At 49.3% G+C, this 12,316-nt stretch carries 11 protein-coding genes; 5 read left to right on the top strand and 6 right to left on the bottom strand.

Going from position 1 to position 12,316, the window contains the following annotated elements:
• Nucleotides 1-15: 15 nt before the first annotated feature.
• Nucleotides 16-468 carry a DUF3531 family protein gene (locus MLD66_RS03560; RefSeq protein ID WP_247215556.1) on the bottom strand — a complete coding sequence of 151 codons (453 nt, stop codon included), beginning with the start codon at nt 466-468 and terminating at the stop codon, nt 16-18.
• 367 nt (nt 469-835) lie between these two features.
• Here MLD66_RS03560 and MLD66_RS03555 point away from each other — a divergent pair, with 367 nt between their 5' ends.
• The gene (locus MLD66_RS03555) at nt 836-1,183 is read left to right on the top strand and encodes a hypothetical protein (protein ID WP_247215555.1); all 348 of its coding nucleotides are present in this window, start codon (nt 836-838) and stop codon (nt 1,181-1,183) included.
• Between the two features lie 20 nt (nt 1,184-1,203).
• Here the strand turns inward: MLD66_RS03555 and MLD66_RS03550 are convergent, their stop codons facing one another.
• The gene (locus MLD66_RS03550; protein ID WP_247215554.1) at nt 1,204-2,136 is read right to left on the bottom strand and encodes a class I fructose-bisphosphate aldolase; all 933 of its coding nucleotides are present in this window, start codon (nt 2,134-2,136) and stop codon (nt 1,204-1,206) included.
• A 173-nt stretch (nt 2,137-2,309) separates the two neighbouring features.
• Between MLD66_RS03550 and MLD66_RS03545 the strand changes: the two genes are divergently transcribed.
• Together MLD66_RS03545 and MLD66_RS03540 are read left to right on the top strand one after the other, a co-directional pair.
• Nucleotides 2,310-4,403 (top strand): RecQ family ATP-dependent DNA helicase, encoded by a 2,094-nt coding sequence (locus tag MLD66_RS03545; protein WP_247215553.1) that lies wholly within the window; start codon nt 2,310-2,312, stop codon nt 4,401-4,403.
• The gene (locus MLD66_RS03540; protein WP_247215552.1) at nt 4,404-5,693 is read left to right on the top strand and encodes a DNA-processing protein DprA; all 1,290 of its coding nucleotides are present in this window, start codon (nt 4,404-4,406) and stop codon (nt 5,691-5,693) included.
• Nucleotides 5,694-6,652: 959 nt separating this feature from the next.
• Here the strand turns inward: MLD66_RS03540 and MLD66_RS03535 are convergent.
• A complete protein-coding gene (locus tag MLD66_RS03535; protein WP_247215551.1) occupies nt 6,653-6,856 on the bottom strand; it encodes a DUF2949 domain-containing protein in 204 nt (67 codons plus the stop codon).
• Nucleotides 6,857-7,295: 439 nt separating this feature from the next.
• Here MLD66_RS03535 and MLD66_RS03530 point away from each other — a divergent pair, with 439 nt between their 5' ends.
• Together MLD66_RS03530 and murF are read left to right on the top strand one after the other, a co-directional pair.
• Nucleotides 7,296-7,484: a hypothetical protein gene (locus MLD66_RS03530; protein ID WP_247215550.1), complete on the top strand. Its 189-nt coding sequence runs from the start codon at nt 7,296-7,298 to the stop codon at nt 7,482-7,484.
• 30 nt (nt 7,485-7,514) lie between these two features.
• Complete coding sequence (murF, locus tag MLD66_RS03525) at nt 7,515-8,840, top strand: UDP-N-acetylmuramoyl-tripeptide--D-alanyl-D-alanine ligase (protein ID WP_247215549.1); 1,326 nt, start codon at nt 7,515-7,517, stop codon at nt 8,838-8,840.
• Here murF and MLD66_RS03520 read toward each other — a convergent pair.
• The 3 genes from MLD66_RS03520 to MLD66_RS03510 all read right to left on the bottom strand — a co-directional run bounded on the left by MLD66_RS03520 (nt 8,796) and on the right by MLD66_RS03510 (nt 12,256).
• Nucleotides 8,796-9,476, bottom strand: coding sequence for a lysophospholipid acyltransferase family protein (locus MLD66_RS03520; protein ID WP_247215548.1), 681 nt, complete (start codon nt 9,474-9,476; stop codon nt 8,796-8,798). The genes murF and MLD66_RS03520 overlap by 45 nt on opposite strands.
• Nucleotides 9,469-10,725 carry an NAD(P)/FAD-dependent oxidoreductase gene (locus MLD66_RS03515; protein ID WP_247215547.1) on the bottom strand — a complete coding sequence of 419 codons (1,257 nt, stop codon included), beginning with the start codon at nt 10,723-10,725 and terminating at the stop codon, nt 9,469-9,471. The genes MLD66_RS03520 and MLD66_RS03515 overlap by 8 nt, the downstream gene beginning before the upstream one ends.
• A gap of 592 nt (nt 10,726-11,317) precedes the next feature.
• Nucleotides 11,318-12,256, bottom strand: coding sequence for an NAD(P)-dependent alcohol dehydrogenase (locus tag MLD66_RS03510; RefSeq protein WP_247215546.1), 939 nt, complete (start codon nt 12,254-12,256; stop codon nt 11,318-11,320).
• Nucleotides 12,257-12,316 lie beyond the last annotated feature (60 nt).

Below are 12,316 nucleotides of genomic sequence, written 5' to 3'. Positions count from 1 at the left end.
GGTTACCAATCGGGTTCAAAATTGCCCCTGCAACGGCGATTCCGGCTCGAAATGATCCACCGGCCAATCGGGGTTGACCCCACCAACGATCACAGTTTTTAGGGGCACATATTCCCGGTTAAATTGGCGCAATACATTTAATAAAATATCCAGGGCAATCCCATCGCTGGTGCCTAGATCAAACCAACAGCGTGCCCAACCATCTTGATATTCCACTTCCCCCATATTGTGCATCACTGCTAAAAATGCCTCATCGCTAATTTGGGCATCATAGGGAAAAAAATTCAGGTCATAGCCCTGGTCGTGAACCTGTAAATTTTCCGCATTAAATCCCCCCAACTTTCCGAGGAGAAACCAAGAGCTAAAAATCTCTTGCAAGTACTCCTTTTGCTCCTGGGTAGGTGGCTGGGGAAATTCCACCCATATCCACAGGTTGAACGTATCCACTTCCCGGAATTGGATATTCATGCAGGTAACCTTAAACGACAGACAGACCTATGGACTCGGAACCGGAAATGCTATCTCAACTGAAATTATACACCTAGAGATACTGCATCCTTCTAATTAGCAAATTGTCAATTATTTTTATCCAAATTAGATCATATATGGCAATCCTAAATCAAATAGAACAGGGGTCGCAGGGGCACCGCCCCCGTCCTTGGTTCTGGAAACTTTTTATTTGCAAATCAAGTGGGATTGCTATAGGTATCTTTTATCTTTCTAAGTATAAAATTTTTACCCACCATCCAGGTGAGCTTGCTACACTATTGCTATGGGTTTACGATTACTTCACATATCAAACCGTTATCCACCCTTCTCAATCTGGCATGAAACTATGTCCTACGTCACGATTACCAATCTACGCCGCACCCCGTATGCCTGGGTGTACAGCGACTATGAACTGGGGGTTTTAGATGAACCTTTTGTCCTGGGCACGAGTGAGTTGATTGATGCCATTATGGCTGATCAAAACTGGCACACTTTGGAGCGCATCCTGGTGGACACCGAAGACTACCCACCGGGGGAAGTAACCATTACGGCGGATTTAATCCTGTCGGATGGCGGCTGGTCAAGATATGTTTGTTCGGAATACGAAGACCATGAATTTAACCTTTGCCCCCACCTGTTTGACTACTTCGAGGAAGCCCCTAAAAAACTCTATATTGCCCTGGAAGGATATTAGTGGAGATGGCAGATTTAAGGTTATTTAGATGGATGAATTTTGCCTTGGTAAATTTCCATAATTTGCTCTAAAAGTTTGAGTGCCTCGGCCCGGGGACGCTGGAATGAATTGCGCCCAATAATTGAACCAAACCCGCCCCCGGCTTGAATGGCACGGATTTCATCGAGTACCACGGCATCGGTGGCAGTGGCTCCCCCGGAAAAGATCACAATTCTACGCCCGTTAAAGGTACATTGCACCACATGGCGTACTCGGTCGCTGAGGGTGGCAATCGGAATTTGCATTTTTTCATAGACCTGCCGTGCCGCCGCCTGTTCGATATGTTCACTTGGCAACTTGACTTTGATAATGTGTGCTCCCAATTGGGCGGCAATCTGCGCCGCATAGCCAACCACATCAATCGCCGTTTCCCCCGTCCGACTCAGCCCCGACCCCCGGGCATAGGACCAGATGACCACGACCAAACCGTTGCGCTTGGCCTCTTCGGCGTAGGCACGGATTTGTTGGTACATTTCCAAGCGGCGGGCAGAGCCGGGATAAATCGTAAACCCAATGCCCACACAGCCCAACCGCAGGGCATCCTGGACGCTCCCGGTCAACGCTTGGGTGGGGTCGGCTTCATCCAACAGCACATCGTGGTCATTCACCTTGAGAATTAGGGGGATTTCCCCGGCAAAGTCCCTGGCACCCGCCTCTAAAAAACCCAGGGGAGCGGCATAGGCATTACACCCGGAGGCAATCGCCAATTCAAAGTGGTAATGGGGGTCGTAGGCGGGGGGATTGCTGGCAAAACTGCGCGCCGGGCCATGCTCAAACCCCTGATCCACCGGCAGGATCACCAGTTTGCCCGTGCCTGCGAGCCGCCCGTGATTGAGTAAACGAGCCAGATTCGTCAGGGTGCCAGGGTTGTCACTGCCATACCAACTGAGAATTTCTTTGATGCGTGGTTGCATGAGCATTTGCCCCACAGGAATCTGGTTTGATTATAGGGGTTATCCCTGGGGGCAGGGTGGACAAGGTTCTCCTGTTTGGTTCTCCCGGACATTTGTTTGCGAATCAGGTTAGATTGAATTAGCGTAAATTAATTTATAATTCAGAAAAATACGCTCTAAGAACTAACAAAACCATGCCTGACCTGCAAGCTACTGCTCTGCAACTACTCCGTACTGCACTGGATAATCCAGTAGCAAACTTTCGGGACGGGCAATGGGAAGCGATCGAGCATTTATTAAATCCAAGCACTCGTTTATTAGTCGTACAAAGAACCGGATGGGGAAAGAGTCTCGTATATTTTTTAACTACCCGCCTTCTTCGCGATCGAGGTATGGGAGCAACCCTAATCATATCTCCCCTCCTCGCTTTAATGCGCAATCAAATTTCTGCCGCTGAACGAATCGGACTGCGAGCGGGAACTATCAACTCCAGCAATCAATCAGAATGGGAAATTATCCAAAAACAACTGCTATCTGATCAGATTGATATACTTCTGATTTCACCAGAGCGTCTGGCAAACGACGAGTTTCGCGAGCAGATTTTATTACCTCTATCCGCGAGAATTGGATTTTTTGTAGTTGACGAGGCTCATTGCATTTCTGATTGGGGGCATGATTTTCGTCCCGACTACCGGCGAATTGTACGCATCCTGCAAGCCTTACCTCCAACGATTTCCGTGCTGGCAACAACAGCAACAGCAAACGATCGAGTCATAAATGATATATGTGCTCAGCTTGGTACAAAACTGCGTGTAGTTAGGGGAACGCTAACGAGGCAGAGCTTATCCCTGCAAAACATATATTTACCCAGTCAGGCAGAGAGATTGGCATGGTTAGCCGAGCACCTTCCCAATTTGCCGGGCAGTGGAATCATTTATACTCTGACAATTAGAGATGCAGAACAGGTTGCAGAGTGGTTAAGAACACAAAAAATTGATGCCGAAGCCTATTCTGGGCAACTTGAACCTGAACAGCGTATAGTTTTGGAGGAAAGGCTACTAAATAATGAAATCAAGGCTTTAGTGGCAACCTCTGCCCTAGGAATGGGTTTTGATAAACCTGACCTTGGATTTGTAATTCACTATCAGCGTCCAGGCTCAGTGGTTCATTACTACCAACAAGTAGGACGGGCAGGCAGAGCAGTTTCGCAGGCTTATGGCATCTTACTAAGTGGCGATGAAGATGAAGAAATCACCAATTATTTTATTGAATCCGCTTTTCCCCCAGAGCGCCATGTCCTAGAAATCCTGGCTGTTCTCAATCAAGAAGACGGTTTATCCATTGCTGGAATAGAGGAAAAATTAAATCTTTCTAGGGGACAAATTGAAAAAGTCCTAAAATTATTATCCGTCGAAGAACCCTCTCCAGTTGCAAAAATTGGGAGTCGCTGGTATTCCACACCAATTAACTACCAAGTAAATCACGCTAAAATTGCTCAGCTTACTGCTATCAGAAAGCATGAACAAGCTCGTATGTTGGATTATCTCAATACAAATAGCTGTCTGATGATGTTTTTAGCCCAAGAGTTGGACGACAACACTACAAAAGAATGTGGACGCTGTGCTGTTTGTTTGGGAAAAGCTCTCATTCCAGAAACCTACTCTTCAGCCAAAGCCCAAGAGGCAGTCCTTTTTCTCCGCAGAACAGACCAGATTATTGAGCCACGCAAACAGTGGATTACTGGTGGACTTTTAACTTACGCATGGAGAGGGAATATCCCTCAAAATTTACGAGCTGAGACTGGTCGCGCATTATCAATTTGGGGTGATGCAGGTTGGGGAAATCTGGTCAAACAAGGCAAGTACCAAGATAATTACTTTAGTGACGAACTGGTGGATGCCGTGTACGATTTAATTCAGCGTTGGCAACCCAATCCCTTTCCCACATGGGTAACTTGTGTCCCTTCCCTCACCCGTCCTGAACTAGTGCCCAGCTTTGCCGACCGTTTAGCTCGTAAATTAAACATTCCTTTTGTTCCCTGTGTTAAGAAAATCAAACAAAACCGTCCACAAAAAGAGATGAAGAATAGCACTCAACAAGCTAAGAACCTAGATGGCGCATTTACGGTTAGTCCTTGGCGAGGAATGGCAGGCTCTGTCTTCTTGATTGACGATATGGTAGATTCTCGCTGGACATTTACAGTGATCACCGCTCTGTTGCGTCAGGCAGGCAGTGGTAAAGTATTTCCATTAGCTTTAGCCCTCAATTCGCTGAGTCAGGGAGAATAGATGGCAGTACTTACGCATATCTTACAACCTGACACCCAAGCAATTCTGCTTCTATGTGCAGGATTTGGTGAATCCCGTCAAGTTGAACCGATGCCCCTGAGTCTTAGTGAGTACAATGCTTTAGCACGAAAATTACACCAAGATAATCTGCGCCCTGCCGATTTACTGACGACAGAAGGGAAAAACTGGGTTTTCCATCAGATCAATGGAGACCTCAACCCCCAAAGAATAGTTCGGCTTTTGGAGCGAGGAGCTATGCTAGCAGTTGCTGTGGAAAACTGGACAAGTAAGGGTTTGTGGATACTAAGTCGTAGTGATGAAACTTATCCACAAAGGTTGAAGCAGAAATTAAAGCACTTAGCTCCCCCAATTCTATATGGTGTAGGAAATCGAGATTTACTATCGGCAGGGGGGTTAGCCGTAGTTGGTTCTCGCGACATCGATGATGAGGGGCTTGGATATACCCAACGCATCGCTGAAAAGTGTGCTGAACAAGGAATACAAATCGTATCGGGCGGCGCACGTGGCGTTGACGAGACTGCTATGCTAGCGGCTATTTCTGTTGGAGGTACATCGGTTGGAGTTTTAGCAGATAGTTTGAGCAAAGCGGCGGTATCAATGAAGTATCGTCAGGGACTTCGTGAAGGTCGAGTTGTCTTAATCTCACCCTATGATCCCTCTGTGGGATTTAATGTGGGAAATGCAATGAACCGGAATAAATATGTGTATGCCCTAGCTGATCATGCTCTGGTTGTAAATTCCTCTTACGAAAAAGGTGGAACCTGGGCTGGAGCCAAGGAAGAATTAAAGAGAGAAAACAGAATTTTTGTTTGGGTTCGATTAGAAGGAAATGTGCCCCAGGGAAATTATCAGCTCGTTAAATTAGGAGCGATACCTTTCCCGTTCCAACCATGGAATCGTAGCCTACTAGATTTGCTAGAAGAACAGAAACAAATCCACACGACAGGAACTCAAACAAGCACTTCAAAACAATTAGATATAAACAAAAAAAATCAATTAGAAATTCAGTCAAATAATGCTAACCCTCAAGAAAAGGAACTGACATCAAAGTTGCCTAAAAATGCTTATGAAGCTGTGTTACCTTTACTTCTACATCATTTACGTGAACCGCAAGGAGATAAAGAACTTGCTGAACTGTTAGATGTTGGGGTGGGTCAGGTGCGAATTTGGCTAAAGAAAGCCATACAGGAAAAGCTGGTGATAAAGAAAAGTACAAAGTATGTATTAAATCGGGAGAATAAACAGTTGCATCTAATCAGCCTTAATTAGGGCTTTGACACTGGCTAATGGGCACTTCCAAAAATGGGTCGCAGGAACCTAGCCCCCGGTTTCTGGTTCTCGAATGAGTATGGGCATTTGAGCCAAATAACCTGTATTTTCGGAGATGTTTTAAGGTGTCACCCGGTCAATCACTTTAATTTTGCCCTCCGGTGTCACCTGCCACACGTCATAACTGCCCACCACGTCCCCAAATTCGTCAAAATCCACATTGCCACTCGCCCCCTGGTACAGTCTTTTCTTCTATTATGGGGTACAGTAGCAACATTTGGCAAACCAATTTGCAAAAGAAGAAGGATTAATCAATAACAAAGATGCTTGGATACAGTCTATTTATAAATTAAGGGATACAAAAAAACCTTGATTATTCTAAAAGCCCAACGTGATCAACCTACGGCAAGCGGAATTTTAGCTGTATCCCATAACTACCTAAAAGACTGTATGTTGCAACGTCTCGCATCTCCTCCTTGAAATCTCAAATGGGTTCTACAGGGGTTATCCCTGGGGGCAGGGTGGACAAGGTTCTCCTGGACATTTGTCCCCTAATCGGGTGGGAGATAGTGCTATCCAAGTAATTGTTTATTATTACAATTTTATTACAGGGCACCTCTATAGCAATCCTACTTGATTTACAAATAAAAATTTCCCAAAACCAAATGCGGGGGCGGTGCCCCTGCGACCCCTGTTCCATTTTCATTTAGGATTGCTATATCGCCAATCTAAAATTGTAGAAGATTAAAGGGAACTTCTATTTATTTGAACCAACCATAAATCCCACCCTGCGACCGATTTTTAGAAGTGCCCTTGAAACTCTCTTTTTTCCAACCCTAATCCTAAGCTATCAGCATCTGAACAAGAAAATTTGGTGAAAGAATTTTTGGCGCAGGTCAAAAGATAGAACTGGGCACCATCCATCCCATGTCCAAACCCTCAGGCGGGGGCATACCACCCTAATTCACCGCATCTACGGTATCCAACCAAGCAAACACCTGATCCAATTGGTCTAAACTAATCAACCCATAACGCCATAGCACCATCGGCAGTGGCCCCTGCCCCGAATCCTCCCGCCGCATCGCCATCTCAATCGAAGCCGCCGATACCGCCAATTCCTCTTGTAAAAACCGGATTAACCGTGGATCTCGCCCCAACAACATCAACGTTCCCCCTCAGATAAACTGCGTAATTCTGCACACAATAGCTCAATTTTTTTGACCTTGTCCCGATAGCTTAACCTAATTTCACGGAATGATCAATAATTTTTGTAAAGTTTCTGAGAGAGACTGCCCGGGGAGGGGAGGAACCCTTGGCTGGTATCCGTAATAATTCTCATAAAAATTGCTATAGGTGCTGGGTAGAGCGATTTACCCATAAGTAACTCAAAAATTTCATCCGTAAATATGCGGAAATTTTTATAAAAATATTTTATGCTATCGGGCCTTGACCCTGCAGTGGGTGACAACTTCTAGGGTAAAAATACGGAGCATTGATTTTCTCCGCAATTACCACAGTGGAGTCAAGCATCATGAACGCAGTTCTATTCCTTACCTGCGACTATTGCCGTTTTTGTGATTTTTGGCATTTTTGCTTCCCCCGATGAATCCTGTGAGTGAGCCGTTAGCGCCGGGTCAACAGAACCCACCCCCCATCAATCGGGAGGCGGTGATGGAGCAAATCCTGCACATTTGTGACCTCCTGCCGCCGGAATCCCTGGTGGAAGTCCTGAACTTTGCCATTCACGAATTGGTGCGGGTTTATCGCACGCAAGCGGAAGAAGACCTGTAAAATCAGGATGAACCATTGAGGAAATGCCCTTTGTTGCGGCTGGAGCAATTGATTGCCATCCTGGGGGCGACCCCTAGCCAACCGCTGACGGGTGTGGTTGCGGGGATCACCACCGATAGCCGACAGGTACAGGCGGGGGAAGTCTTTGTCGCCTTGCCAGGGGAACGGTGGGATGGCCATGAATTTATCCCCCAGGCGTTGGCTCAAGGGGCGGTGGCGGCCATTGTCCACAAGCAAGAGCTTTTTTCCCCGGAGATGCCGCTGTTGCTCGTTCCCGATACGCTCACGGCTTACCAAACCCTGGCAACCTGGTGGCGTCGGCGATTTACCATCCCCGTCATTGCCGTCACTGGCTCGGCGGGGAAAACCACCACTAAGGAATTGATTGCTGCGGTGCTGTCCACCCAGGGGCGGGTGCTGAAAACCGCCGCCAACGAAAACAACGACATCGGGGTGCCGAAAACCCTGTTGCAACTGAGCCGGGCATACAACTATGTGGTGCTGGAAATGGGGATGCGGGGACGGGGGGAAATTGCCCGCCTGGCGCAAATCGCCCAGCCCAATGTGGGGGTGATTACCACCGTCGGCACAGCGCACATTGGTCGCTTGGGTTCCCGGGAAGCGATTGCCCAGGCGAAATGTGAACTCTTTGCCCATCTCGACCCCCAGGGCACAGCCATTTACTGGCGGGAGAATGAGTTATTACATCATACAGCAAGGGCGGTTTGGGAGGGGGCGACCTGCACCTATGGGTGGCACCAGGGGCATATGCAGGCACAGGTCACAGAGTCTGAGTTAATCGTGGGGGATTGGCGTGCCCCGTTGCCCCTGCCTGGCGCCCACAATGCCCTGAATTTTTTGGCAGCCCTGGTCGTCGCCCAAACCCTGGGTGTGCCCTGGCCGACCCAACCCCTGTCCCTGGATGTACCGGCGGGGCGGAGTCGCTGGTGGCAAACTGCCCCGGATATTCTCCTGCTCGACGAAACCTACAACGCCAGCCCGGAAGCCGTTTGCGCCACCTTGCACACCCTGAAACAAACCCCCGGACAACGCCACATCGCCGTATTGGGTGCCATGCGGGAATTGGGGGAACATTCCGTCTCGCTCCATGCTCAGGTCGGACGGTTAATTAGCGAATTACATTATGATTATTTAATACTACTCGATGACCCGGAAATCTACCCCCTGGCGACGGCGGCTAAGCCAGTGCCCACCGAGATTTTGCCCGACCGGGAGGCAATGATTCACCATTTACAAACCTACCTGCAACCGGGGGATCGGGTGTTGGTCAAAGCCTCCCATTCCCTGGGGTTAGAGCGGGTGGTGCAGTCCCTCACCCAAGGCCAGCAGGGATGACCGGAGCCGTTCAGTTAACGCCAAAGTCGCCTGGCGCAGGGATTGGTTCATGGGGGGCAATACCCGCAAAGGGGCACCAATTTGGATCACCACCTGGGTACGCCAGGGTTGGTAGGGATGGCTGTACTTTAGATATACAGGCAAAATATGTAAAACTAATTCCGGGTTGTGTTGCACCGCCTGCAACGCCAGATGCACCGGCCCCGGTTTCAGAGGTAAGAGCGTCCCCTCCCGGGAAATTTTGCCCTCCGGGAACATCACCAAACTATCCCCCCGGCTGAGCAGGGTGATCGCCTGGGTCAACGCCTCCCGTCCCGGTTGCTCCCGTTGCACCGGAAATCCCCCCAACCGCCGAATCCACCAGCCCTGGAACCCCCGCACCTCCTCCGCCGCCACCATGAAATAGAGATGCCGCCCGGACACCAGCCAGCCCACGCTGTGGGGCACCAACACCGCATCCCAGCGAGAACGATGGGTGGGCGTGACCAATAAGGACCCTGCCGAGGGAATCTGCTCCTGCCCGGTAATCGTGATTTTCCCAAAGTACAAAGGAAATATAAGATATTTACCCAAGTAATAGGCGGCTCCCGTCAGCCAAGGGGATAAATGCGGGGCATCGGGTGCGGGTTTAGTCATCTTCATTCCTGGCTCCCAACGCCTGCCCGGCAATCCAACCGGTGGTCCACGCCGCCTGGAGATTGAATCCCCCCGTCAGCCCGTCCATGTCCAGCACCTCCCCCGCCAAGTACAGCCCCGGACAGACCCGGCTGTGCAGGGTGCGGCTATCCACCTCCCCCCAAGGCACCCCGCCACAGGTGACAAATTCCTCTTTGAAAATGCCTTTGCCCGTGACCGGATACACCTTCGCCGTCATTTGTAATAACAATTGTTCCAACTCCCGCCCGGAGAGTTCCCCCCACCGGCGTTCCTGGGGAATGTGGGCGCAGGCGAGTAAATAATGCCACAACCGCTGGGGCAGTTCCCGCACCGGACGATAATTCCCCAGGGTTTTCGCCGCCACTTGGGTGCGTAATAACTGACACTGTTCATACAATTTTTGCCGCCCCCACGCCGGTAACCAATGCACCTGGAGTTGCCCTTGGTATTGACAAGCGTGGAGAAAACGAGCCAACCATGAGGACAACCGCAGTACCACCGGGCCGCTGAGGCCCCAATGGGTGATCAGCAAAGCTCCCTGCTGTTCCCGATGTTTTTGCGCCAGCCGGGGCAATCCCTCCCCCAGCCATTTCAAACGCACCTGGGGCAAACTCACCCCCGCCAATGCCCACAATGCCGGGTCAGGAATGTGCAGGGTGAACAGCGCCGGTACCGGTGGGATTAACCGATGTCCCAACTGAGTGGCAATGGCATAACCCGAAGGACTACTGCCCGTCGCCAGCAAAACCCGGTCACAGACCAGACCGCCCCCCGCCCATTCCAGGTGAAACCCGTCCCCTTGGCGGCGAATGGTATGGATTTTATGCTGATTTTGGATGGTGATATGTGCCCGCTGTGCCGCCCGCACCAACGCTGTGGTAATCGTACTGCTATCATCACTACAGGGAAAAATGCGACCATCGGGTTCAGTTTTGAGCGTCACCCCTTCTTGGGCAAACCAGTCCAGCACATCCCGGGGTTGAAAGCGGGTCAACAGTCCCCGGAGCACCTGGCCGCCCCTGGGGTAGTGTTGGCTCAGCAGGAGTGGGTCAAAGCAGTGGTGGGTGACATTGCACCGTCCGCCGCCGGAGATGCGTACCTTGGTCAGGGGTTGGGGTAGGGCTTCCAAAATTGTGATGCGGAGCTGGGGAAATTGGCGGGCGGCCTGAATTGCTCCAAAAAAACCGGCGGCTCCCCCACCGACAACGGCAATGTGCATTTCTGACATGGGTCACTCGTTAGCCACCGTTGTTGATGTTCATCCTATTCATCAAATGGTAACCATTGCCAGCAAAAATTTCATTTTGTGATGACTGGGGATACAGGCAGATTCCTGATCACTACCAAGTTAAAAATAGCACGTTTCAGGACACTAATATCTATAGTAACGTTACTTGATTAACAAACAGAAATTTCCTAGAACCAAGGACGGGGGCGGTGCCCCTGCGACCCCTATTCTATTCTCATTTAGGATTGCTATATCTATAGCAACGTTACTTGATTAACAAACAGAAATTTTCCAGAACCAAGGACGGGGGCGGTGCCCCTGCGACCCCTGTTCCATTCTCATTTAGGATTGCTACAGAAATTATATAGCTAGGTAGGTTAAGGTTGTCGCCTTAAGATTCTGGGAAACCAATGCGGGGCTACGCCCAGCGACCCATATCATGTCAACCTTTGTATGTTTAGCTATAGTAACCCTAATTGATTAAGGCTAGTTTGCCTGTTGCAGGCATACCAAAATTCTCTAAAACCAAGTACGGAGAAGGTGCCCCGACGACCTTTGTTCTAAATTCAATTAGGATTTTCATTTAATTTGATTAGCCTTTATTTTGTTGCCCCACAGTGATAACGACATTGCCTTTTTTTCCTCCTTGTTCAACATACCGGTGCGCCTCGGCAGTCTGCTCTAATGGGTAACATCTATCGATGACCGACCTGATTTTCCCCGCCTCAATTAACTCTTTGAGGAATAGCAAATCCTCTTGACGTTCGATTGCTACCCCACCCATGACTTGCTTACGGCTGGTCATGGACGTCCACAGCCCCCGCAGGATTGGCAAGAGATTAATATGAACTGCCCTCAGATAACGTCCATCCGGTTTCAGAGACTTTAGGCAACCTGCAAATGGGCTTTTACCGCTGGTGTCAAAAATAATATCGTAGGTCTTACCGTTTTGAGTAAAATCCTCTTGCGTATAGTCAATTACGCTATCAGCTCCCAGAGATTTCACCAAGTCCAATTTCGCTGTGCGACACACCCCCGTTACCTGTGCTCCAAAGAACTTGGCAAGCTGGACGGCAGCCATCCCCAATGCCCCAGAAGCCCCATAAATCAAAACCTCCTGCCCCCTCTGAATCTTGCCCTTGTCTCTCAGGAAAAATAGGGAAGTTGTTGCCCCAAAAGGAATAGCCGCCGCTTCCTCATAGGTCATATTGGTCGGTTTGATGGCAACCGCACCCGTTTCCGGCAAACAAATGTATTCCGCATTGGCACCAAGACCAATTCCGGCACCGGCAAAGACCGGATCACCTACTTTGAATTGTTTGACATTTTTGCCAACCGCTTCAATTTCTCCGGCTAATTCCGACCCCAAAATGGTATTTTTTTTAGGTCTGGGAAAACCGTAGAAAAATCGCACTGGAAATGAGTCAGCTTTGCGGATGCGTCGGTCTGCTGAGGTGACAGTGGTGGCATATATTTTAATCAGTATTTCATTGGCTTTGGGCGTTGGCTTCTCTACTTCTTGCAGTTGCATCACCTCAGGAGAACCATACTCTGTACATACAATTGCTTTCATTAATTTTCCTTACAGATA

It is taken from the genome of Synechococcus sp. C9, assembly GCF_022984075.1.
Classification (GTDB): domain Bacteria; phylum Cyanobacteriota; class Cyanobacteriia; order Gloeomargaritales; family Gloeomargaritaceae; genus Gloeomargarita.
This window is presented reverse-complemented; position numbering and strand designations above follow the sequence as displayed.

Excerpts from the sequence above, each read along its gene's own strand:
- MLD66_RS03535 (WP_247215551.1), bottom strand. The coding sequence starts at position 6,856 with ATGTTGTTGGGGCGAGATCCACGGTTAATCCGGTTTTTACAAGAGGAA.
- MLD66_RS03545 (WP_247215553.1), top strand. The coding sequence starts at position 2,310 with ATGCCTGACCTGCAAGCTACTGCTCTGCAACTACTCCGTACTGCACTG.
- MLD66_RS03550 (WP_247215554.1), bottom strand. The coding sequence starts at position 2,136 with ATGCAACCACGCATCAAAGAAATTCTCAGTTGGTATGGCAGTGACAAC.
- MLD66_RS03560 (WP_247215556.1), bottom strand. The coding sequence starts at position 468 with ATGAATATCCAATTCCGGGAAGTGGATACGTTCAACCTGTGGATATGG.
- MLD66_RS03540 (WP_247215552.1), top strand. The coding sequence starts at position 4,404 with ATGGCAGTACTTACGCATATCTTACAACCTGACACCCAAGCAATTCTG.
- MLD66_RS03515 (WP_247215547.1), bottom strand. The coding sequence starts at position 10,725 with ATGTCAGAAATGCACATTGCCGTTGTCGGTGGGGGAGCCGCCGGTTTT.
- MLD66_RS03530 (WP_247215550.1), top strand. The coding sequence starts at position 7,296 with ATGAATCCTGTGAGTGAGCCGTTAGCGCCGGGTCAACAGAACCCACCC.
- MLD66_RS03555 (WP_247215555.1), top strand. The coding sequence starts at position 836 with ATGTCCTACGTCACGATTACCAATCTACGCCGCACCCCGTATGCCTGG.
- MLD66_RS03510 (WP_247215546.1), bottom strand. The coding sequence starts at position 12,256 with ATGCAACTGCAAGAAGTAGAGAAGCCAACGCCCAAAGCCAATGAAATA.
- MLD66_RS03520 (WP_247215548.1), bottom strand. The coding sequence starts at position 9,476 with ATGACTAAACCCGCACCCGATGCCCCGCATTTATCCCCTTGGCTGACG.